Source organism: Candidatus Nitronereus thalassa (assembly GCF_032191465.1).
GTDB lineage: Bacteria > Nitrospirota > Nitrospiria > Nitrospirales > UBA8639 > Nitronereus > Nitronereus thalassa.
The window spans coordinates 193724-217090 of the sequence record NZ_JAQOUE010000001.1; the positions used below are offsets into that span (position 1 = coordinate 193724).

Here is a 23367-nt window from a genome sequence, read left to right on the forward strand (position 1 = left end):
TCATGTCGATTCCCTACTATGTTTCTCCCGAACAATTGATGCAGGATAAGGCAGAGTATGCCAAAAAAGGCATCGCCAAGGGCCGATCCATCATTGCCATAGAGTATCAAGATGGGGTGTTGTTCGTGGCCGACAATCCGAGCACCTCATTATTCAAAGTTTCAGAAATTTATGACAACATCGCGTTCTCCGGTGCCGGAAAATATAGCGAGTTTGAAAATTTGCGAAAAGCTGGTATCCAACATGCCGATTTAAAGGGGTTTATGTATAGCCGTGAGGATGTCACTGCAAGATCGCTTGCGAATGGTTATTCTCAAACCCTGGGAACAATTTTTAGTCAAGAATTAAAACCCTTTGAAGTGGAAATTCTGCTGGCGCAGGTCGGGGAGCAGCCAGGAGAAAATGAACTGTTCCGTATTGCCTTTGATGGAACCATTTTTCACGAGCGTTCCTTCGTGGCCATTGGAGGGCGGTCAGAGTCGTTGTTGTTGGCCTTACAAAAAAAATCCGGCGATCAACTCATGAACGCTCAAGCGGCCCTTAAGCATTGTGTTGGAGCATTGACGAAGGTGTCCGAACAGGCAGTTGCTCCCGATGGTCTAGAAGTAGCGACTCTTGATCGTAATCGGGTTGGTCGAAAATTTCGACGATTTCCACAAGAGGAACTCTCCTCTCTTCTTTCCTGAATTCTTTTTTTCTTTACATGGTTGCACATTTCGTGGTCTTCTTCCACTTATCGGAATTGTTATAAGGGAGAAAGAATTTAATTGTCTCACTCTTTGGGCAAGAAAAAACTCTAAGCCAATACGCGCATAAAATCATCAAATCTTGGTGCGTAGAATGCCGTATTGTGGGGGTTACTTCAGTTGAAGGGCATGCGAGTTGGGGTGTATGCTCCACAAGGGGGAGGTGAGTAGTCGCCATTATGATGAAGCGAATATTTGGTCTTGAATGTGAATATGGGTTAACGTTTTCCCCGAACGGGCGGGTGTATCTACCCATTGAGAAAATCCTTGGCTATATTTTTGAAGGCCTCATTCCCAACAGTTGGCCTTCTAATGCTTTCCTGACCAATGGTGCTCGCTTTTATCAAGATACCGGATGCCATCCTGAATACTCGACTCCTGAATGTGATGACATTTTTGACTTGGTTGTTCATGAAAAAGCCGGTGAGCGAATATTAGAATCTTGCCTGCCTGCCGCTGAGGATCGCCTTCGGGAAGAAGGCCTCTCCGGCGATATTTTTATCTTCAAAAATAATACTGATTCGTTAGGGAATACCTACGGAAGCCATGAAAATTTTTTAATGCGGCGCGATGTAGATTTTTGGAAAGTCGCTGAACAGCTCATTCCATTTTTTGTAACGCGCCAAATTTTTTCTGGATCTGGGAAAGTGCTGAAGATTTCCGGGAAGTCGCAATTTTTTATTTCCCAACGGGCCCAGCATATTCATGAGAAAACGTCCTCATCGACAACCTCCTCCCGGAGTATCATCAATACGAGAGATGAACCCCATGCGGATGCGGAACGATTTCGACGTCTTCACATTATCTTAGGCGATTCGAATATGTCGGAATTCAGCACATATTTGAAAGTGGGGACGGCTGCGTTAGTGTTGTCCATGATTGAAGATGGTTTCTTTCTTCCTGGAATTGAATTAGAAGATCCGGTCAAAGCCATTCGTGAAATTTCACGAGATCCTACCTTAAAGAAACGCGTAAAGTTAGATGATGGCCGGGAAATGAGTGGCCTTGAAATTCAACGTATGTATCTAGAACGAGCCCAGGAGTACTTACCGACACAGCCTTTCGATAAGGTCATGGCTGATGTTTTGCAAGAATGGGAACGGGTCTTGAATGCCTTGGATGATGATCCCATGCAACTGGTCAAGGAAGTGGACTGGGTGACCAAGAAGTGGCTGATGGAATCCTACTCGGATCGGAAACATTGTGGCTTGGAAGATCCTCGGATTGCCATGATGGATTTACAATATCACGATATCAATCGGAAGCGGGGTCTCTACTATGTCCTGGAATCTCATGGGAAAGTCGCCAAAATCATGGATGAACAAGCCATTGAGCGTGCCATGACAGTCCCACCACAATCCACCCGGGCCAAGGTGCGTGGAGATTTTATCAGATTTGCCAGAGCGAAAAATCGTTCGTATACTGTGGATTGGACTTATTTGAAACTCAATGGATACTGGGAAGAGACAATTCTTTGCATGGATCCATTCACGGCGTTCAACCGGCGGGTGGATGAACTTTTGGCGCAAGTTCCCACGGCTCGTCTCTATCCTTAACCTCGTTTTCTTCTTTCAAAATTTACGACAGATGATTCGTCTTTCAACCCGAACCCTGTTGGTCCTTGGCCTCTTATTTGCCAGTATCTTTCCTCTAAATTTTTTCCCTCATGCACAAGATCTTCCTGCAGGAACCCATGTACAGTTGAGTGGTAAACAGGGGGAGGTCTTGGTTGTGACCCTTCCTGTCTCGGGTCATCCCCAAAAAGTTGTCGGTCATCTTTTAAAACGGGACATCATCTTTTTTCCGATTGCTGATGGGGAATATGCTGGGCTTTTGGGCCTAGATATGCAAGACCGGCCTGGACAGCATGATCTGGTGATTCAGGTGGAGTATCCAGATCGTCAAGAAGAGCACAAAGTCACGATCTTATTAATGAAAGAAGACTATAAGGTCCAACATTTGAAGTTGCCCAAAAAGATGGTGGATCTCGACAGTAAAACCCTCGCACGCGTGAAAAAAGAATCTAAGGTTCTTCATCAAGCTTTTGACAGTGTAGTGCCCAAGCCGCTTTGGCGAACGGGTTTTATTGAGCCGGTGCAAGGACGGGTTTCAGGAAGGTTTGGCAGCCGGCGAGTTATAAATGGGCAATCAAAACGTCCGCACAGTGGGGAAGATATCGCTGCTCCCAATGGTACGCCGGTTGTTGCCATGAATAGTGGGGTGGTCCGGTTAACGATGGATCATTTTTTCACTGGAAAAGGTGTGGTGTTGGACCATGGTCTCGGACTCTTCTCTATGTACTTCCACTTGGCGGACGTGGATGTGTCCCAAGGACAAATGGTTGAAAAGGGTCAAACGATAGGGAAAGTTGGGGCCACGGGGCGGGCAACCGGGCCTCATTTACATTGGGGGGTTCGTTTAAATGGCTCACGCATCGATCCCTATTCCCTGCTGAAGGTTTCCGTGAAGGGCATGTCTTAACTGTTCCCCTACGTTTTCTTCCATCCGTGTAAAAACCGAGCAACCGGGTTTCGATGAGAAAGGGTTTCCATGAAACGTGTGTGTGTCTTTTGTGGATCCAGTCATGGCGAGAAACCAATTTATCAGGATGGGGCCCATGCATTAGGGAAGGAACTCGTAGCTCGTGGGATCGGGTTAGTCTATGGAGGGGGAAATATCGGCTTGATGAGTGTGATTGCGGAAACGGTCCTGGCAGGAGGTGGTGAAGTGCTGGGGGTGATCCCTGAATTTATGGCAGAAAAAGAGTTAGCGCGTCAGGATCTGACCGAACTCCATATTGTGGGATCAATGCATGAACGTAAGGCGCTCATGGCTGATTTGTCTGATGCCTTTCTCGCGATGCCAGGGGGATATGGAACCTTAGAGGAGTTTTGTGAAATGATTACATGGAAACAACTGCGAATTCATAAGAAGCCGTGCGGGCTTCTCAATGTGGAAGGGTTTTTCGATGCTTTACTCAGGTTCGTAGACCACCAAGTTCATGAAGGATTTGTGACATATGAAAACCGTGAATATATTCTCACCGCTCGTGACCCCGCAACACTACTGGATCTCCTGACCCAAGTATAGATCCGACCTCGTCTCAACCCCATTTTTCGATATTCTTTTGACAAACAGATGTTAATAGGCGGGAGGTCGGGAAATGGGAATTCCCGTGGTGATTTCCACCACTCGCAAATTGTCAAAGGCAAACGTACCATCGCCCGTGGTGATAAGGCCAGGATTGCCGGAAACCAGACTTTTGGGCTCAAGGGACATGACAAACTGATTATCAAACGAAACTTCTACCACCTCATGGCTTACAATTGACGTCAAGTGGATGCGCATGAAATGCCACATTGAGCCTTTTTTGGGAACTACAGTCTGTTCTTTCAAGAGGGTTGGGACGCCATCGATGAATTGAAAGGCTTTGACGGTATTGGTCGAGGGGTAAACCAGAACGGTAATGAAATTTTTGTGATTTTGCGCATTAAAGATTAATCCGGCACCAGAGTTCGGTGTCCCCATGGCGGAATACATCCCGACGCTTAAATCCATATATTTGGCACGAACATTTTGGCTGATGAGGACTTGGTAGCAAGATTCCGAGGAACAGGGGACCTGTTGTTGTAAAACATGGCTACGACTTGGGGCATCCTGTTGTTCAACGAGAACCCATTCACCCGGTTTTCCCGGTCCTAATGTATTGGAACTGAAACCTGGAGGGAATGTTTCATGGCTGAATTTTTCAAAAGTCCATTCCTCAAAAATTGGTGGTGTATGCCTCAGGACCCGGCGCGGGAGTTCCTTACCTTCTTCTATTTCCTCGGCCAATCCCATGGGCGCCATTCCTAGAAAAAAGGCTATTACTGTGGTTGAAAGCACCAATCTAGCGCTGACCTTGTAAAGGGCTGACAGACAAAATGGTGAAAATCGGTGAGCGAACCGTGTACAATTATATCGTTGAGACTGAGAAGAATTCATAAAAAGCTCCATATGTAAAATCCTAAAAACATGGTCCTGCTAAGATGATACGAAGAAAAGGGCACGTCCTGCAAGGTCGGAATCAAGAATGGCGAAGATGGGCAAAACCCTACATGTGATAGGTCAATATACTCACAAAATTGTGAAAAAATGTATGATGGAAGCGTTTGTCTATCCGTGGCCTGACTTCTGAGTTGGAAGGGATACGACTGTTGGTCATTTGATTGAGGCAGTAAAGCTATTCGATATGCAACTGTTGGAAAAAGGGACTCTTAAAAAATGAAAAATTCTCATTTACTGTACGGGCTGTGTTGCAAGGTTGGGTTTCTTTTTTTTGTGTTGCTGGCTGGGCTAAGTCCAACTTGGGCGGCCCCGTTGGAACCAGAAAGCATGGATTCGTTCAATGTCGAGAGTCTGCTGGATGACGATGGCGTGGTGACTATTTCTCTCAAGGATGTTGTGCTTCAAGCATTGGAGCATAATCTTGATATTACCGTGAGCCGGCAAAGTCGAGATGTCCGAGTAACGGACATTCTGTTTGAGCAAGCGAAGTTTGACCCTACCGTAGAAATGTCGGCTCGATATGATCGATCTATTGTGCCTTTAAATCGGCCGGTGTTTGGATTCGGCGGAGTTACCCAGGGAGCGGAACCTGATAATTTCGATCAAAACGATACCCAGGCCAGTCTTGGGTTAACTCAGAAACTCTATTCTGGTGGTACCTACGATATGGCATTGGACACCAATCGAAACTCAGTTGCAGGAAGTTCATCATTTTTGTTTAACCCCGGCTATACCGCGAATTTTTTGGTGAATTTTACTCAGCCGCTTCTGCGTGATTTCGGAGCAAAGGTCAATCAAACCGCGATTCATATTGCCCAAAATTCCGTCCAAGTCGAACATTACACTTTTGTCAGAGAAGTTTTGGAGGTGATTGCCGAGGTCGAACAAGCCTATTGGGAGCTGGTCTTTGCTCGTGAAAACGAGTCCGTCTTTCGTGAGGCTCTCACTGCCGCTAAGGAACTCTTGGCCAGCAATCGGGCGAAGGTTAAGGCTGGTGTCATGGCTGATGTTGAAGTCCTACAAGCCAAAACGGGCGTGGCCAATCGAGTCGAGCAAATTTTGGTGGCCCAGAAAGCCGTGCGTGATCAAGAAGATCAACTCCGTCAATTAATAAGCCCCACAGAGGAAGAGTTGCGACAAACCCTGGTCCTGGTACCGCTAGATCGTCCTGCACAAGACCGGGATGCCTCATTATGGGGTCACGCGGTGGATGCGGCACTCCAGCACCGACCGGAAATACTACAAGCCAAAACCAATATTGAATCGAGCACCCTGAATACCTCTTTGGCCAAAAATAAGTTGCTGCCCCGCCTTGAATTTCAAGGGAGCGTGGGATTGAGCGGATTAGGGAAAGAAGTGGGCGATACTCTCGATCGAACCAGGAGTACTGATTTTTATAATCTTGGCGCGGGGATGGTGTTGAGCTATCCGCTTGGTAATCGATCAGCCCAAAGTCAGTATCGTCGCAGACAACTCGAAGCGGATCAGGCGAAATCCACATTACAAAATGTTCGACGACAAGTGATTGTAGATTCCAAGGAAGCCGTGCGCCGAGTAAAGACTGATTTAAAACGAATGGCTACCACGCGCATCGCCCGAAAACTCGCTGAACGTCAACGTGCCGCAGAACAGGAGCGTCTGAATCTTGGACTCAGTACCACCAGGCAAGTCCTCGAATTTCAACGCGACGAAGCCATTGCCCGCGTCAACGCTCTTCGTGCTATCGTGGATTATAATCAATCCCTGGCGAATCTCAATCGTATGACCGTCGCCACTCTCGACAAGTACGCAATATCTCTGCGGTAACACATTCTTTTGTCTTTACCTCGTACATCCTGTAGCCCCAAACTCAGCATTTTCTGATAGAATCCTCAATATGAAGCGTGGATGGATAATTTTTTTATTGACAGTCCTTGTCATTGGGACGGGGGGATATTGGGCCTTCTCGACGAAATCCGAGAAACTTGATCAGAGGAAGATCGAACCAAAAATCCTTGTTGTGGAGCGGAGTACGTTGAAGACCCGGGTATCCGAGACGGGAACGTTGGCCCCAATTAAAACGTTGGACATTAAATCCCAGTTTTCTGGAGAAGTGTTGGAGATTTTTATTCGGGAAGGTGAGTCGGTGGTTCGCGATCAACCGTTAATGGTGATTCGTCAGGAACCAAACCAAGCGCGACAGGTGGCCCAGTTGCGGGCGAAATTAGAGCAAGAAGGCATAAATGTGGCTCAAGCGCGGCGGAACCTCATCCGGATGGAAGGGCTGCATGAAAAAGGATTTGTGGCACGTCAAGAATTAGAGGTTGCTGAACAAGAAGCCCAGCAGGCCATGGTGCGCCGGGAACTCGCTGAAAAAGAATTGTTGTTAGCCTTGGGAGGGAATCAAGAATTATTTCATAGATATGTATCCCAAGACCCAACGGAAACGGGGCTGGAAGAATTTCGAGTGTTATCGCCGTCAAATGGAACCATTATTGATATCAATGTGCAACCTGGTGAAATTATTACCTCCGGGACGGCGACAGTGGGCGGGGGGACCGTGCTGATGAAATTGGCTGATCTCCATAAGATGGTGGCGCAAGCCAAAATTAACGAAGTGAATATTCATCGAGTGCGGATAGGGCAACCTGTCATGGTTCGACTTGATGCTATTCCCGGGGCCGAGTTTGAGGGGGTGGTAACGGCGATTGCTCCTCAGGGCGTGAAAGAAGAGAGTATTGTGACGTACGAAGTGACGATTCAGATCGACAACAAAGAACTCAGTTTGCGTCCTATGATGACCGCGAATGTGGATATTGTCACGGAAGATTTGCCCGATGTCATTACGGTTCCACTAGAAATTCTTCAAACTGAGCAAGGCGACGATGTAGTCTATGTACAAGAAGGCATGGAACAGGTACGAAGAAAAGTGCGTGTGGCTTTTCGAACACCAACCGAAGCTGTGATTGCCCAAGGGTTAGAGGAAGGCGACCGTGTGGTGATTCCATCATTAAGGACGGAACGGCCTCGATAAATTGTTTGGTTTCGCTTTTGCCCTTGATCACTCTCGCATTCAGATCCTCAATGGAAATCTCAAGATCATATAATGGAGCCGAATCGAACAGAAAGCCGATTATTGTCTTGCGGGATATTTCGAAAGTCTATCATGCGGGTGAAGTCAAGATTCATGCGTTGTCGGGGATTGAAATTACAATTGAGAAAGGCGAGTTTGTGGCGATTGTCGGACAGTCAGGAAGCGGCAAAACCACTTTGTTGGATATCTTGGGATGTTTGGGGCAGCCGACAGGAGGAGCGTATTGGTTGGATGGCCAAAATGTCGGCTTGTTGAGTGAAGAAGAGTTGACGAATATTCGGAATCAAAAAATTGGTTTTGTCTTTCAAACCTTTCACCTGTTGCCTCGCAAGACGGCCTTAGAAAATGTCCAGTTACCGTTGCAGTATGCAGGAATTTCCATGGGCGAACAGAGGACACGTGCGGCTACGTTACTGGCACGAGTAGGATTGCAAGATCGAATGTTGCACTTTCCAACACAATTATCCGGAGGACAGCAACAGCGTGTCGCCATTGCACGGGCATTGGTCAATGATCCGGCCATTCTATTGGCCGATGAACCCACAGGAAATTTGGATAGTCGAACGGGCCAGGAAGTTATGGCAATGTTTGACGCCCTTCATCATGAGGGACAAACGATTTTGTTGATTACTCATGATCAAGACGTGGCACAGGCTGCGAAACGACGGATTACACTGCGAGATGGCCATGTGGTGAACGATGATGGAGCTACACGAACCACATCTGACAGCGGGGCGGTAGCGCCACGATGATTGTCCAATCGATCCTGCTTGATGCGTTGAAGAATTTGAGGTCCAACATTCTTCGGACTGGCTTGACCATGCTTGGAGTGATTATCGGGGTGGCCGCAGTCATTGCCATGATTGCGATTGTCGAGGGAGGGCAGATTTGGTTGGTCCGGTCTATCGAACGTCTGGGGACCAACTTGCTGTTTGTGTGGCAAAGGTCATTGAATCTTGAAGAGCAACGTCAGTTTTCCGGACGGTCCTTGGGGTTGCGGTATAGCGATGTCATGGCACTTCGTCAGCAGTTTCCTGGAATAGTGGTCATTCCAGAGATAGAGATTGATCAACAATTGAAGGCTGGTGATCGGGACTTTAGCGGTGAAGTGACTGGGACCTGGCCAGAATATCAGGAGGTAAGGAATTTCCATGTTGAACATGGCAGGTTTCTTCTTTCCTCGGATTTGTCGGAATGGAAACGTGTCGTGGTGCTCGGCAAGGAGGTGGCGGAAGAACTTTTTGGCAGCGAATTACCACTCAATAAAGAAGTCAAAATTGGGGATCATCGATTTACCGTGGTGGGGGTCATGGAACCCAAAGGGATGGTCCGTCGCACGAATTACGATGAAATGGTCTTCGTTCCGATCACGACGATGATGAGACGATTTACCGGAAACGATCGAATTCGACGCATGGTCATTCATGTTCCTGATCGCGAACAGATGGAACAGGTGACACAACACGTTCATTCTTTACTGATACAGCTTCATGATGGAGTGGATGATATTCGCGTTCGCAACCAGGGGGAATTCCTCAATGCGGTTGATCAAACCATTTGGACTTTTCGAATTGTCTTGGGTGGTGTGGCTGTGGTGGCGTTGCTGGTTGGCGGTATTGGCATAATGAATATCATGCTGGTGACGGTCACGGAGCGAACCCGGGAAGTGGGCCTGCGTAAAGCGATCGGCGCGCGGCGTCGGGACATCTTGCTTCAGTTTCTCATTGAGTCGGTCACCATCAGTGCCATAGGTGGTGGGCTGGGTATTGTCGGTGGAATTGCGGCGGCTTATGGATTTGGAGGATTCGTTGCGCAGTCCATGCCCGGAGGAGGGGATTGGGGCGCAGTCGTGCAACCCTCCGCTATCATTATTGCGTTTTCGTTTGCGGTGTTTGTCGGGGTATTTTTTGGTTTATACCCCGCCGTTAAAGCGTCCAAGCTTGATCCAGCTGAAGCGCTTCGGTATCAATAGTCTGGTTTTTTTATTGTTTGGCCAAGAGCAAGGCATCTGAATCCCCTTTCTACTAGCCCTCAAATAGGCTGTGATCCAAAGGAAAGAGCTGTCGGATGGGTGTTGCTTCCGATCTTTCTGACAGGGTTGTATTATCTGCTTCCTTCCACACTTCAACACTTTCGGCTCATCCAATTTCTTCCGCAGATTTCTGCCTACGTTGCACTTGGGATTTGGTGCGCTTCCAATGTTCATCCCTTGAAACGACTTGGATGGAGCTTTCGGAATTTAGGGTTCGGAATCAAATGGGGGGGCATCACTGGCATGCTTCTTGGGGCCTTCAATACCATTGTCATACTTTGGGGAGTTCCAGGGATTGGGGGAGACATTGAATTTTTGAATGAGACACCCCATGCGCATATGCCAACTTGGGTCATGGTCCCTTGGGGAATTTTTGTAATTGCCCTAGGAGTAGAACTCAACTTTCGTGGGTTTCTCCTTGGACGGTTGGCCATAGTGTCCTGCCATTGGCTTCGAGAATATCCAACCTATGCTCTGAACGCAGGGAGAATTCTAGCCGTGGGAGTCTCTGCCCTGGTATTTGCTTTTGACCCGTTCATGGTGACGACGTTTCGACATCTTCATTGGATTGCGGTTTGGGATGGTTTGATTTGGGGATGGATTGTTGTTCGGACAAACAATCTTTTGACGGTAATCGTGGCGCATGCGGTTGAAGTCATGATACTGTACTCCTGTATCAAATTTGCCTTGAATTAAAGGTAGAGGAGAAACAATGGTGATTCTTGAGAAACTTGGGGTGAGTCTTCGATGAGCGAATGGGCAAAATACGTCATTTATTTTGTGCTTGGCGGATCATTAGTCTCGATATCGACGTATTTCGGTTCGCATGGAAAAGGGTTTTTGGCAGCGCTGGTGAGTACCTTGCCGGTCATCAGTGGGGTCACCTTTACCTTGATTTTTCTCAGTGCCGGGACGGGACCTACGGTGTCCTTTGCCAAAAATTTAATCTGGCTTTCTCCCCCTTGGTTTGCCTATGTGTTCACCATGATGTTTGGCGTTCCACGGTTCGGGTTTGCGATTTCTTTTGCCATGGCTATGACCTTATTTGCGGTATTGGTATCGATCATTCGTGTGATTCTTCGATGAAAAGGTTGGGGAGCGTTTGTTGTGATTAAATTTGGAGTACGCTAAATGTCCGATCAGGAGATTGTGAAACCCTCCGTGCAAGCGTTTTTAGTTTGCGATCAAGTCATTGTGGATAGTCAGACCGGAAAAAAGAGTTTGATCGGAACCTTTACCCATCTTTGGGCCCCACGATTCCCGTGCCAACATCATCAAATGGGGGTTTATTTTTGCTTGACGGATGCGGAAGGGGAGTACGAGTTTGAGTTGCAACTTGCGTATTTAGATCAGGATAAGATTGTTGGGAAAGCCACGCTGACTCCATTTACGATTAAGAATCGATTGGAAATTCATGACTTTGGCGTCAACATTCCGTCCCTGGTGTTTCCGGGTCCTGGCCGATATGAGTTTCGGCTGAAAGCCAATGGGTATTTTATCACCCACAAAGATTTTGATGTGATTCAGCAAGAAAGGCCTCAACAGTCTCACGATGAATAGATTTTCGTTTTCCTTGGTGCCTCCTTATTGAAATTCTTAAAAACTTCCTTCCTCGGAGTACTTTTCCTGTCTTGTCCCTATATTCGGCTTTGGATTGAGGATCCTGTGGATGGGTTCCTTGTACGCTTAGGACCAGAGGTCTGGATTAACCTCTCTCTTTATGAGTCCGATAGGGGAATGAGAATGTGAAGGGGAGTCTACGATGATTGTGGTGACCAAACAGGTTGCGATTCCAACTCATGAGGTGCATATTACGGCTTCTCGTAGTGGTGGGCCTGGAGGACAAAATGTCAATAAAGTGAATAGTCGTGTGACCCTGCATTTTCATGTGTGGTCTTCGAAATATTTGACCGATTCACAGAAGTCGAAAATTACCACCCGCCTCAAATCCCGTATGACCAAGGACGGGACTTTCTATCTTCATTCCCAGGGAACGCGAAGTCAGGCAGCGAACCGCGCCGATCTTATTGAGAAATTTTCGGCCCTTTTGGGCGAGGCCTTAAAACCAAAAAAGTCTCGAAAGAAAACTTACATCCCTCGTGGTGTCAAGGAACGACGGTTGGTAGAAAAAAAACAACGCAGTGGGCTAAAAAAGGAACGGGGAATCCCTCGTCGTCTTGAAGATTAAATTCTCTTCAATTTGGGCCTTTATACGAAAAGGAGAATTTCGTGTCTGTTACAAATAAACAGGAAACAACGATCCCGCTCACTCCCCCAATAGCTTCAGTGAAGCCTGTGACCTTGGAAAAGCATGGGCGGGCGAGAATCGATCCTTATTATTGGTTGAATGATCGAGAGAATCCCGAGGTCGTTGCCTACCTTCAGGCCGAGAATGACTATACGAAATCCGTCATGGCTCATCGGGAACAGTTGGAAAAGGAATTATTTGAGGAGATCAAGGGACGAATTCAGCAAACTGATTTATCCGTTCCCTATAAACTTGATGACTATTTTTATTACACGCGTTTTGAAGAGGGAAAAGAATATCCTGTGTTCTGTCGGAAGAAGGAATCCCTTGAGGCTGAAGAAAACATTATTCTGAATGCCAACGTCTTAGCCGAAGGGCATGAGTATTTTGCCATTGGCGGAATGGGCATCAGTTATAAGCAAAACCTTTTGGCTTATGCCATCGATACGCAGGGCCGCCGTATTTATACGATTCAATTTAAAAATCTGGACACGGGAGAATTGTTGGCCGATACCATTTCAGGTGTCAGTGGAAATATGGCCTGGGCCAACGATAATTACACGCTGTTTTATGGCAAGCAAGACTCGACTACTCTCCGGTCCTATCAGATTTATCGCCATGTGCTTGGTACGGACCCTTCTCAAGATGTTCTAGTCTATGAAGAAAAGGATGACACCTTTTCCGTGGCTGTTTTTAAAACCAAATCCAAACGCTATGTCATGATCGCCTCGCATCAAACCGTGAGTAGCGAATATCGTTATGTGGAGGCCGATGACCCAGGTGGGACCTTCAAAGTTTTTTTACCAAGAACCCGTGATCATGAATATGATGTGGATCATTATCAGGATTCGTTTTATATCCGTACAAATTGGCAAGCCAAGAATTTCCGATTGATGAAGACGCTGGTGAGCGGGACGGCTCAGGCACAATGGCAGGAGGTGATTCCTCATCGTGATAATGTGCTGCTAGAGTCCTTTGAATTGTTTCGCGATCATTTGGTGGTGGAAGAACGCAAGGAAGGCTTAGTCAATATCAGAATTATGCCTTGGTCTGGCGAAGGCGATCATTATTTAGATTTCGGCGAACCTGCCTATTTAGCCGGTGTGGGGGAAAACCCGGATTTTAATACCTCGCTGCTGCGGTTTGGGTATACCTCCATGACGACCCCGAATTCCGTGTTTGACTACGATATGATCACCCACGAGAAAACATTACTCAAGCAAGAGGAAGTTCTGGGAGGATTTGATCCCAATAAATATTGCACCGAGCGAGTGTGGGCGATGGCGGCCGATGGCACACGTATTCCAATTTCTTTGGTGTATCAAAAGGGGTGTGCGAAAGATGGAAATAATCCTCTGTTGTTGTATGGCTATGGTTCGTATGGGGCCTGCATGGATGCCAATTTTAGTTCCGCCAGGCTCAGTTTGCTCGATAGGGGGTTCGTGTTTGCCATTGCGCATATCCGGGGGGGGGAGGAGTTGGGGCGGCATTGGTATGAAGATGGGAAACTTCTTCGTAAGAAAAACACATTTACGGATTTCATTGCCTGTGCCGAACATCTTATTGCCGAAGGCTATACACGGGCTGAAAGGTTATTTGCGATGGGGGGAAGTGCCGGAGGATTACTGATTGGAGCGGTCGTGAATATGCGGCCTGAGTTGTTTAAAGGAGCTGTGGCACAAGTGCCGTTTGTCGATGTGATTACGACAATGTTGGATCCAAATATACCTTTAACCACGGGAGAATATGATGAATGGGGGGATCCGAATCAACAGGAAGCCTTCGAATACATTCTCTCGTATTCACCCTATGATAACGTCGAACCCAAGGCCTACCCCCATTTGCTTGTGACCACGGGATTGCATGACTCGCAAGTCCAATACTGGGAGCCAGCGAAATGGGTTGCCAAGCTGCGAACTATGAAGACCGATGATCATCGACTCTTACTCAAAACCAATATGGATGCCGGCCATGGCGGAGTCTCAGGACGCTTTCGTCGTTTAAAAGAGTTAGCCTTCATATATACCTTTCTGCTAGATTTGGTTGAAGCCTAAGACCCTTGACATTCTTTATCAGCAGACCTCCGCCAACTGCATTTTTATTCCTGGTTCACGAAGCTTCTTGAGCGCAACGACTTCAATTTGGCGGATGCGTTCACGGGTCACATTCATGGTTTTGCCCACTTCTTCTAATGTGAAGGAGTGATCTTGTCCTAGCCCAAACCGCATCCGAATGACCTGTTCTTCCCGAGGGGTCAAGGTGCTCAATACTTGATTGATGTGGGTCGTGGTCTGCTCCTCCTGAAGATTCTCATCTGGGTGAACAAAGTTGTCGTCAGGCAAAAAATCCCCTAAAAAAGTTTCGTCATCCCCAGTGGGATTATCGAAGGAAACAGGTTCCAGAAAGGCTTGAATCGTTTCCTGTACCCGTTCTGGTGGAATCCCAAGCGCTTCCCCGATTTCTTCGACTTTCGGTTCACGCCCCAATTGTTGAGACAAACGTTGGGTTGTTTTGGACATGCGTTGCCAGGCTTCCGTGGTGTGTACCGGGACACGGATGGTTCGCGATTGATCCGCCAGGGCTCGAAGGATGCCTTGTCGGACCCACCATGTGGCATACGTGCTAAACTTAAATCCCTTGCGATATTGAAAACGTTCGGCAGCTCGCATGAGCCCCAGGTTCCCTTCTTGTATAAGGTCCAGCAGTGAAAGTCCTCGCCCCGTAAAACGTTTGGCCAGATCTACCACTAACCGAAGATTTCGTTGGACCAGTCCATCTTTGGCCTGCTCCAGCTGCTCACGGGACCGGGCAATCTGTTGTTGAGAGGTGCGCAAACGTTTTTTCATCGCTTGGCCCTTTGGCCCCGTTTCTGCTAAAGCCGCCATCAGACCCGATAAAGTCGCAATAGCGTCATCCAGCGAGGGTGCCGAGAATCCGCTCAAATCTCGAGTTGCAGCTAATTTTTTGAGAGACGGCTGAAAATGGGGTTTGTCTGCCAGATGCTTCATTAGTTGAATGGATTGTGTTAAGGCAGCTCGAATGGTTTGGCTGCTTTCATCAATTTCCATGGCGAGTTGCAACTCTTCGTCACGGGCCAAGAGAGGACGTGTTCGAAAGGTTCTGAAATAAACGGTTTCCAGCGCCGCGGTATTTGACTCCTTAGAGTTTTCCTCTCCTTTTTCTTCGATCATCGTGTCAAGAGTCGGAGCCATTTCCCTTAAATAGCGAGTGGCTTTGGAGTCCGAGGAAAATTCATCAAGATGCTGAGTCGAGATCATGTCAGTGTGTTGAAGTGTTTGCATGGTTGTCATGATCAGTGTCCTTTCTGACGTTTCGCAAACAAGCTAAATGTTGCTATGGGGTTTCCATTACACTTTCACTGTCAAAAAAATTGGAACGCCTTGGCGATGAATCAACAGTAACGCCGGGCGTTCGTCGGATGTATTTGAAATCGCCGACTCGTAGTCCTTCACGTTGCGCACAGGTTTTCTGTTCACTTCGTTGATGATGTCGCCTTGTATGAGCCCAGCATCATCCGCTTTACTCCCGGGTTGAACGGCTGTCACAACGACTCCCTGGACGTCAGGGGTAAGTTTGAGACGTCGAGCCATTTGTGGAGTAATTTCTTCCACAGTTAACCCTGCCAATTTTGTAGTTACTGAAGGGGAAGTGATGTTGGCCACTTTTCGCGTGTCTGGGTGTTCCACCAGGATTGTGCTGAGGGTGAGAGCTTTCCCATCACGGATCACTCCCATCTTGACCTGGTCACCTATGGCCGTTCCGGTAACTATTTGTTGTAACCTTCTAGGATCGTCCACGGGTTGGTCCTGAAAGGAGACAATTGTGTCGCCCCGTTCCAGTCCTGCTTTATCTGCGGGACTGTTCTCTTGGACATTTGTCACCAAAGCCCCAGTTGTGTCGGGTAAGTTTAAGGAAGTCGCCAAATCCTTTGATACTTCCTGAATGCCGACTCCCAAATATCCTCGGCGGACCGTGCCGGTTTTCACTACGCTATCGAACACGTGTTTGCCCATGCTGGTGGGAATGGCAAAGCCCACGCCTTGATACCCACCTGTTCTGGACAGAATGGCGGTGTTAATGCCTACCAATTCTCCTTGCATATTGACTAAGGCGCCACCGGAATTTCCTGGATTGATAGCCGCATCGGTTTGAATAAAATCTTCATATTTGGTGATCCCCATTCCTCCACGCCCTAGTGCGCTGACGATTCCTTGGGTGACTGTGGAATTTAAACCGAAGGGATTGCCAATGGCCAAGACATATTCCCCAACCTCAAGTTTGGAGGAATCTCCCCAGGGGATGTAGGGAAAATCTTTGCCGGGTATTTTGATGACGGCAAGGTCAGTTTGTGGATCACTGCCCACAACAGTGCCAATAAACTCACGTTTGTCGATCAGAGTGACCGTGACCTTAGAGGCTCCATCCACAACGTGATGATTGGTGACCAGGTACCCGTCCGGCGAGACCAGCACGCCTGATCCCATCCCTCCGCTGAATGGTTCTCTAGGCATCGGTGGCATACCTGGAAATTCCGGTTGACCGGGACCGAACCAATTAGGCCCATCGTTATGAAAATCAGGTCCGGGCGAATTGGTAAGGACCCTCGTTGAGGTAATATTGACGATGGCAGGGCGGACGGCTTTCACAATGTGGGCAAAGCCATGGCGCTGGTCGCCGATGATTTGGGTTGTAGATTTCGGAACCTCTGCTATTTCTGCTATTGAGGAAGGTGGGGAATCCATGGATCCAACGATCATTGAACCCAGCAGTAATCCAGCAAGAGCCAGACTGACCGAAGTCCGGGGAGACGACCAGCGTCCTGATTTCTGATGCGATTGTGAGTGAGTGGGGGAGGTTTGCGAAAATTCTTTCATGTCTTTTCTCCTTGAGAATGGTTTCCTCCCTGAGGGAGGTTAGCGTGTTAATACAGTAATAGCATTGAGACATGAAAATAAGATTAAGCTCTCATTAGAATTTTCTAATAAAAGGAGGGTGGGGAAAGGTGAATTATGGTCAGGTAAGTGAAAAAGAGAGTGTATATATTGAGGGGTTTCGTCCCCGCATGACCTTTCGACCTTGCCGGGGGGAGGCGAGGCACTAAGATTTCGGCAAAGGTGTCCAAAACCGTCGTTGCCTTTGCGGGGCCGGACCGATTTCGCCCCACCCACCGCGGGGGAGAAGGGAATAGAAGAAGGGGAGAATGATTTGATCTAGACTTGGCCGTGCAGTGGGAGAGAAATGATGAAACGGGAGCCCTTACCTGGGCTGCTTTCGACGCGAATGTTTCCTTGGTGTGTTTCGGCAATCCATTTGCAAATGGCTAAGCCTAGGCCTGTGCCTTTCTGAGCATGGGCACGAGCCGTATCTGATCGGAAAAATCGATTGAAAATTACCGTTTGTTCTTCGGGACTGATTCCAATCCCATGGTCTTTCACAGAAATGTTGGCCATACCGTTGGCATGTTCCAGGCTAATTTCTATAGTGCCTTTTTCCTGTGAATACTTGATGGCGTTATCCACAATATTTAATAGCAGTTCGCGAAGACGTAATTCATCTCCCACAATTGTGGTGGGTTCAAGATGACCCAAGACCGGGTTTATGTCTCTCTCTTTTCCAAGAACCATGGCTTGGTGATGAATCTCTTGGACTAATTGATCGAGCTGGACAGGGTCTTTGGCGATCTTGATTTCTCCCAAATCAGCACGGGATAGGAAGAGCAATTCATCTACAATACGACTCATGCGATCAATTTCTTCTAGATTACTTTCCAAGACCTCCCGGTAAACTTCCGATTGCCGGTCTTTTCTCAATGCGAGTTCGGTTTCACCTTTAATGATGGTTAATGGCGTGCGTAATTCATGGGATGCGTCGGCACTGAACTGACGGATCTGTCGAATTGATGCTTCAAGGCGGGCAATCATATCGTTAAACGTTGAGGCGAGTCGGCCAATCTCATCGGTTGAAGTTGTTTGAAGGCGTTGGGTCAGGTCTCCGGCAGCGATCCGTTGAGCCGTGTGGGTAATGGTATCCACCGGACGAAGAGCGCGTCCAGCTAAAAACCACCCACCTAATACGGAGACCAAGACCGCAAGCGGCGATCCGATTAGCAACACAAACACCAAACGGTCCAACATCTCTTCTACGGGTCGAAGCGAGGTTCCCACACGCAGAATATTGACAAGTGTGTCGCCATGGTTAATCGGATACGAAAGGAGACGAATGGGAATTTCATTATGAACCCGGACGGATTCATACGTGGCTTGGCTTTTCAGTGCCGATCTCTTGGCCTGTTCACTTAACGGAATGTCTTGGGTTTTAATGTTGGCGGATTGCAGAGTGATTTGCCCCTGCGGTCCGAAGATCTGGAAAAACTTGTCGAGGAGAGCCAGCTCCGGAAAGGCTTGCGCCAGGTCATCGAGTAAAAGGAACGGGCCGAAACGATGTTCTTCCAATGAGCGAGCGGCAGCCACGGCTGCGTCTTCTAAGGATACGTCGATTTGATCTTGCAAGGCCCGTGACATGACAAGATAGAGGGCGCTGGCGAAAAGAATCATGATCAAGGCGAGTCCGCCTCCATACCAAATCGTCAAGCGTACGCGGATGGAGGTGTTACGCATCAGCAGCCTTAATGGTATACCCGCTGCCTCGTACGGTATGAATGAGGTGGTGCTTTCGGCCCTTGTCGATTTTGTTTCGGAGGTAACTGATGTAGACGTCAATTACATTGGTGAAGGTGTCAAAATCCAAATCCCAGACATGTTCTGAGATCATGGGGCGGGTGAGGACTCTTCCGGCATTACGCATCATGTATTCCAAGAGGGCATATTCTTTGGACGTGAGCTCGATGCGTTGGCCGTCGCGGGTGACTTCATGGGTGATGGGATTCAGGATGAGATCGTCGATTTGGAGGATGCCGGACGTTACACCGCTGGCGCGGCGAAGCAAGGCTCTGGCACGGGCCAACAATTCCTCAATGGCAAATGGTTTTGTGAGATAGTCGTCGGCTCCGGCGTCTAAGCCTTTCACGCGTTGGTCTATCTCAGATCGAGCCGTCAAAATGAGAATGGGTGTTTTGACTTTTTGCGCTCGAATGCCTTTTAAAACTTCCAATCCTGGAAGATTGGGGAGCATGAGATCGAGAATGATCAAGTCGTAATTGACTTCACAGGCGAGGTCTCGGCCCTGGACACCATCAGGGCAGACATCCACGGCATAACTTTCTTCCTCCAAAGCCCGGCGAATAAAGGAGGCCACTTTGGGTTCATCTTCGACAATTAATATTCGCATGGTGTTTCGATTATATCATGGAATTGTCCACCCCGGAGCATTCGATGATTCATCCGCCTTTAGTCGGAAGCCATAACGTTTGCTGGTGAGAGCTGCCATCTTTCCGGATTGATAGTCATAATATGCCGCTTGCCATGTTGGGTGTCCGTGTTCATCAATGGTGGTGGCCGCGCAGCTGACGGTTTTATCAATGGCCTGTTTTTCCTCCAAAGGGAGGGCATGCCATTTAGGACCCACATATATCCACAACAAATTTGTCAGGCTGGAGCCATGGCCAGTATTCCGGATACCTTTATCTGAAAGAAGGCGTAATTCAAGGTGTGCGGCTTGTGGGTCACAGGTGATGGGGGCGAATTGAGTCGTCCATATCCAATATCCTGAGACCCCTATGATCAAAAGGGCCAAGACAAGATAGATCGGTTGTGATTTTGTGGGTGAACGGTGATTCATGAATGTGGCCAAGGGGCCAGGCTCCTCCGACCTTGGCCCGGTGCGAGATTTGCTCGTGCGCTTCCCTATAGAGTTTTAATCATTAGGGCAGGTTCGATCAAGAATAAAATAGACGGGACAAAAACCAGTAACTCCACTTTGCAGTAAGGTGACTCCAAGAATGCCAGGCAAGAGAAGCCACGTGGGGTCTACATAAAAACCCAGGGCCACACCAAGGGTAATCAAACCGCCAGCAATACTGTCATGAATTCGTCGCTTGGTATTCATTTTTGCACCTCCTCCTACAGTGGTTAAGAATTCCTAGCGTGACTTCCTTCGACATGAATATCCCTGGTCGGGATTTGTCCTTGAGACCATCGGTTTCTCTCATAAAATATGGTATTGTCGCGTCAGAATCAATGTGTCCATATTTGACCTGCTTATGTGAGGCGTTGGGATGAGGAATAGTGATTTAGTTGTTCCCAGAATAAGGACTTTCGGGAACCTGAAGAATAAAGGACCCCTGAAATCCATTCATACCCGCCTGTGCCGACTTGTGGGGCAAGCCATTGCCGATTTCAGTATGGTTGATGAAGGCGATCGGATAATGGTCTGTGTGTCCGGAGGCAAGGATAGTTATGGGTTGTTGGATATTTTGCTCGCGCTCCAGAAAAAAGCGCCAATTCGTTTTGATCTGATCGCTGTTAATTTAGATCAAAAGCAACCTGGTTTTCCAGGTGAGGTATTACCTAAATACTTGGCAGCACTCGGAGTGGAATTTCATATCGAGGAACAAGATACCTATTCAGTGGTGAAGGAGTTGATCCCTGAAGGCAAGACGATGTGCTCTTTGTGTTCAAGGCTTCGGCGTGGGGTGCTTTATCGATTGGCTGATCAGCTTGGCGTGACAAAGATCGCTTTAGGCCATCATCGAAATGATCTGGTCGAAACCTTATTTCTCAATATGTTTCTCAAGGGGCGGTTTGCCAGCATGCCTCCTAAGTTGTTGTCTGATGATGGGCGGCATGTGGTGATTCGTCCTTTAGCCTATGTCGATGAGGCTGACTTAGCCAGTTATGCCGAGTTAAAGACCTTCCCCATCATTCCCTGCAATTTGTGCGGATCGCAAGATAATCTCAAACGACAGGACATGAAACGATTGATTCAACACCTCGATCAGCAGTTTCCTGGTTGTGTCGAAAATATCCTTTCTTCGATGGGCCGTGTGAAACCTCATCGCTTAATGGATTCCACCTTATTTGATTTTGTACAGATGCAATCTGTTGTCCCAGGGACACAGGAAAATCTTCAATTTGGGGAAGAAGCTGTCTGATCTGGGTGGCTCAATAACGGGAGGCTCAGGGACCAACGATTTGAGATTGGGGAGCGACGAACACTATTTCTTCTTGCCCTGGAAAAAATATTCGGACACGCGTTGGAAATTGGTTCAGTAACGCCTCTCCAAGGTTGTGGGGAAAAAAATAGGTATCCGTCAATTGAATAGGTGGCGGCGCAAAGCGTTTGAGAAAGTCGGAGATCGCAATTGAACAAAAGGCAGGCGCTGTCTCTGTGTGGAATTCTCCCTGGGGATGAGTTTCATCGGTTTCCTTCTGTAGCACTTCCCGGAGTGACTCGGTTTGCTTTGCGGACAAATCCCATTCAAAAATTTCTACTGATGAGTCGCCGACGTACCATCTGAATTTCAGATAGGAGGGAATGTCGGGAATGTGTGTGACGACAATGTCTCTGACGCGTTGGCCATAGGGTTTGATGCTATGCCCGTTCGAATCAATCAGGTGCCCGACGAGTCCATAGGCTCCCGCCGGATCCCAAAATGTCACATGTTCTTGATCCGATTCGAGTCGAAGTGCTGAATGGCTGGAAAGGAGACCGTCATAGGTAATGATGATTTGTAAGCGGGACGATGAGGAATTGGTCGAAATGAAGTGCGACCGTGCCGTCTGAGACACCCAATGATCTGATAAAAATTGTTCGTGAGTCGTACTGCATCCTGTCATAAATATGAGAAAAAGAAGCCCAGCCGTAGTTATCTGACGACGAAGATTGAAAAAACTAAGAAAGACGTTCATAGGGAGATTAAGTAATTCAAAAATGGGAAAGGCATGCTATCGAACACGATAGGAACATTCAACCTTTTTCCCATGAAAGATCCTCTTAGAATAGGGAAGCGAAAGACCAACCCATTTTTTCTTCATTGTCTGGTGTGGGTTCTGCATTGGGCGCTGCCCCATTTCCTTGGTAGACGAGTTCATGATTTTATGACAGGATACTGAGTTCTGTTTATATTCTATTAATGAACGTTTACCGTCTGTTGCTTTCCAAATTCCCCTCACTGTCATGAGTACTCCGTCGTCACCGTCATCAGGGATGTCATTTTTGGCCACGGCTGGATGGTTGATTATTTTGGTGGCAGGCATGAAGGCAGGTCATGCCATTCTCGTCCCACTGTTGTTGTCGATGTTTATTTCCATTATTTGTGCGGGACCAATGATGTGGCTAGAGAGCAAACGAGTGCCTTCGGGTGTGGCTCTGTTGTTGGTGATGCTTGGAGTGTCGGGTCTGGGAGTCGCCATGGTGGCCATGATCGGTACCTCGGTGGATGATTTCTCCTTGGCGCTTCCTCGTTATCAAGTTCGCCTTGAGCAAGAGCTCGCAGCCTTTTTTGGATGGCTCCAAAATCAAGGTTTGGCGATTTCGACCCCCGACCTCTTGGATCATGTCAATCCTGGTGCAGCCATGGAGCTCGGGGCCAATATGCTTTCAGGGTTAGGGGGGATTTTTACGAACTCCTTTTTGATTCTAATGACTGTGATCTTCATGTTAATGGAGTCGTCCGCATTTCGAAAAAAAGTCCAATTAATTTGGGAAGGGAATGATCGTTCATCAGGAGCCTTTGGTCAGTTTGCCCATGATGTGCAACATTTATTAGCGATCAAAACGGCTGTGAGTATCGGAACCGGCCTCGTGGTTGGGATTTGGGTAGCGGTTCTGGGTGTGGATTTCCCTGTACTCTGGGGACTCTTGGCCTTTTTACTCAATTATATCCCCAATTTGGGGTCTATCCTTGCAGGTGCTCCCGCAGTGCTATTGGGATTTATTCAATTTGGGATTGGCCGAGCGCTCCTTGTGGCGGCAGGGTATGTAGTCGTGAATATTGTCTTTGGCAATGTGATCGAACCCAAACTCATGGGGCAACGACTTGGGTTATCGACTCTCACGGTGTTTTTATCATTAGTATTCTGGGGATGGGTCTGGGGACCAGTCGGCATGATCCTTTCCGTTCCCTTAACGATGGTCGTAAAAATTGCTTTGGAAAGCAGGGAAGACACGCGATGGATTGCTCTGTTATTGGCTTCCGATGCGGCGGTAAAAGAAGCCGTCCTTGCCGTTGACTCTCCGCCCGAACCCAAAACTCTGTAACCAAACTGGTAGAAACTTTCAAGAAATGGTCGGTTTCTCCTTG

General features: G+C 47.8%; 23 protein-coding genes. 15 read left to right on the top strand and 8 right to left on the bottom strand.

Going from position 1 to position 23367, the window contains the following annotated elements:
- The first annotated feature begins 2 nt into the window (after window positions 1–2).
- From prcA to PPG34_RS01080, 4 genes are all read left to right on the top strand, one after another.
- On the top strand, window positions 3–686 hold the full coding sequence (gene prcA, locus PPG34_RS01065; protein ID WP_313831276.1) for a proteasome subunit alpha: 684 nt from the start codon (window positions 3–5) through the stop codon (window positions 684–686).
- Window positions 687–925: 239 nt separating this feature from the next.
- A complete protein-coding gene (gene pafA, locus PPG34_RS01070; protein ID WP_313831277.1) occupies window positions 926–2302 on the top strand; it encodes a Pup--protein ligase in 1377 nt (458 codons plus the stop codon).
- A 31-nt stretch (window positions 2303–2333) separates the two neighbouring features.
- A complete protein-coding gene (locus PPG34_RS01075; RefSeq protein WP_313831278.1) occupies window positions 2334–3227 on the top strand; it encodes a M23 family metallopeptidase in 894 nt (297 codons plus the stop codon).
- A gap of 69 nt (window positions 3228–3296) precedes the next feature.
- Window positions 3297–3836, top strand: coding sequence for an LOG family protein (locus tag PPG34_RS01080; RefSeq protein ID WP_313831279.1), 540 nt, complete (start codon window positions 3297–3299; stop codon window positions 3834–3836).
- A 51-nt stretch (window positions 3837–3887) separates the two neighbouring features.
- On the opposite strand, the gene PPG34_RS01085 is transcribed toward PPG34_RS01080, so the two are convergent.
- On the bottom strand, window positions 3888–4730 hold the full coding sequence (locus PPG34_RS01085) for a hypothetical protein (RefSeq protein ID WP_313831280.1): 843 nt from the start codon (window positions 4728–4730) through the stop codon (window positions 3888–3890).
- A 279-nt stretch (window positions 4731–5009) separates the two neighbouring features.
- On the opposite strand from PPG34_RS01085, the gene PPG34_RS01090 reads away from it, so the two are divergent.
- The 9 genes from PPG34_RS01090 to PPG34_RS01130 all read left to right on the top strand — a co-directional run bounded on the left by PPG34_RS01090 (window position 5010) and on the right by PPG34_RS01130 (window position 14200).
- The gene (locus PPG34_RS01090; RefSeq protein WP_313831281.1) at window positions 5010–6599 is read left to right on the top strand and encodes a TolC family protein; all 1590 of its coding nucleotides are present in this window, start codon (window positions 5010–5012) and stop codon (window positions 6597–6599) included.
- 70 nt (window positions 6600–6669) lie between these two features.
- Window positions 6670–7806, top strand: a complete 1137-nt coding sequence (locus PPG34_RS01095; RefSeq protein WP_313831282.1) for an efflux RND transporter periplasmic adaptor subunit — start codon at window positions 6670–6672, stop codon at window positions 7804–7806.
- 50 nt (window positions 7807–7856) lie between these two features.
- Window positions 7857–8618 (top strand): ABC transporter ATP-binding protein, encoded by a 762-nt coding sequence (locus PPG34_RS01100; protein WP_313831283.1) that lies wholly within the window; start codon window positions 7857–7859, stop codon window positions 8616–8618.
- Window positions 8615–9838, top strand: a complete 1224-nt coding sequence (locus tag PPG34_RS01105; protein ID WP_313831284.1) for an ABC transporter permease — start codon at window positions 8615–8617, stop codon at window positions 9836–9838. The genes PPG34_RS01100 and PPG34_RS01105 overlap by 4 nt, the downstream gene beginning before the upstream one ends.
- A gap of 99 nt (window positions 9839–9937) precedes the next feature.
- Window positions 9938–10594, top strand: a complete 657-nt coding sequence (locus tag PPG34_RS01110; protein ID WP_313831285.1) for a CPBP family glutamic-type intramembrane protease — start codon at window positions 9938–9940, stop codon at window positions 10592–10594.
- 51 nt (window positions 10595–10645) lie between these two features.
- Window positions 10646–10984, top strand: coding sequence for a DUF3147 domain-containing protein (locus PPG34_RS01115; RefSeq protein WP_313831286.1), 339 nt, complete (start codon window positions 10646–10648; stop codon window positions 10982–10984).
- 45 nt (window positions 10985–11029) lie between these two features.
- The gene (locus tag PPG34_RS01120; RefSeq protein WP_313831287.1) at window positions 11030–11458 is read left to right on the top strand and encodes a DUF6941 family protein; all 429 of its coding nucleotides are present in this window, start codon (window positions 11030–11032) and stop codon (window positions 11456–11458) included.
- Window positions 11459–11660: 202 nt separating this feature from the next.
- A complete protein-coding gene (gene arfB, locus PPG34_RS01125) occupies window positions 11661–12086 on the top strand; it encodes an alternative ribosome rescue aminoacyl-tRNA hydrolase ArfB (RefSeq protein WP_313831288.1) in 426 nt (141 codons plus the stop codon).
- A 41-nt stretch (window positions 12087–12127) separates the two neighbouring features.
- Window positions 12128–14200 carry a S9 family peptidase gene (locus PPG34_RS01130; RefSeq protein ID WP_313831289.1) on the top strand — a complete coding sequence of 691 codons (2073 nt, stop codon included), beginning with the start codon at window positions 12128–12130 and terminating at the stop codon, window positions 14198–14200.
- 18 nt (window positions 14201–14218) lie between these two features.
- Here the strand turns inward: PPG34_RS01130 and PPG34_RS01135 are convergent, their stop codons facing one another.
- The 6 genes from PPG34_RS01135 to PPG34_RS01160 form a co-directional block, all read right to left on the bottom strand.
- Window positions 14219–15457, bottom strand: a complete 1239-nt coding sequence (locus PPG34_RS01135) for a sigma-70 family RNA polymerase sigma factor (RefSeq protein WP_313831290.1) — start codon at window positions 15455–15457, stop codon at window positions 14219–14221.
- Window positions 15458–15514: 57 nt separating this feature from the next.
- Window positions 15515–17041 (bottom strand): DegQ family serine endoprotease, encoded by a 1527-nt coding sequence (locus PPG34_RS01140; protein ID WP_313831291.1) that lies wholly within the window; start codon window positions 17039–17041, stop codon window positions 15515–15517.
- 336 nt (window positions 17042–17377) lie between these two features.
- A complete protein-coding gene (locus PPG34_RS01145) occupies window positions 17378–18784 on the bottom strand; it encodes a heavy metal sensor histidine kinase (RefSeq protein WP_313831292.1) in 1407 nt (468 codons plus the stop codon).
- Window positions 18777–19454, bottom strand: a complete 678-nt coding sequence (locus PPG34_RS01150) for a response regulator transcription factor (RefSeq protein ID WP_313831293.1) — start codon at window positions 19452–19454, stop codon at window positions 18777–18779. Before PPG34_RS01150 ends, PPG34_RS01145 begins: the two co-directional genes overlap by 8 nt.
- 15 nt (window positions 19455–19469) lie before the next feature.
- A complete protein-coding gene (locus PPG34_RS01155; RefSeq protein ID WP_313831294.1) occupies window positions 19470–19916 on the bottom strand; it encodes a hypothetical protein in 447 nt (148 codons plus the stop codon).
- Between the two features lie 63 nt (window positions 19917–19979).
- Window positions 19980–20171: a YgaP family membrane protein gene (locus PPG34_RS01160; protein ID WP_313831295.1), complete on the bottom strand. Its 192-nt coding sequence runs from the start codon at window positions 20169–20171 to the stop codon at window positions 19980–19982.
- Window positions 20172–20340: 169 nt separating this feature from the next.
- On the opposite strand from PPG34_RS01160, the gene ttcA reads away from it, so the two are divergent.
- A complete protein-coding gene (gene ttcA, locus PPG34_RS01165; RefSeq protein WP_313831296.1) occupies window positions 20341–21216 on the top strand; it encodes a tRNA 2-thiocytidine(32) synthetase TtcA in 876 nt (291 codons plus the stop codon).
- Window positions 21217–21241: 25 nt separating this feature from the next.
- Here ttcA and PPG34_RS01170 read toward each other — a convergent pair whose 3' ends face one another.
- Window positions 21242–21973, bottom strand: coding sequence for a hypothetical protein (locus PPG34_RS01170; RefSeq protein ID WP_313831297.1), 732 nt, complete (start codon window positions 21971–21973; stop codon window positions 21242–21244).
- Between the two features lie 298 nt (window positions 21974–22271).
- Between PPG34_RS01170 and PPG34_RS01175 the strand changes: the two genes are divergently transcribed.
- Window positions 22272–23324: an AI-2E family transporter gene (locus PPG34_RS01175; RefSeq protein ID WP_420888075.1), complete on the top strand. Its 1053-nt coding sequence runs from the start codon at window positions 22272–22274 to the stop codon at window positions 23322–23324.
- The last annotated feature ends 43 nt before the right edge of the window (window positions 23325–23367 follow it).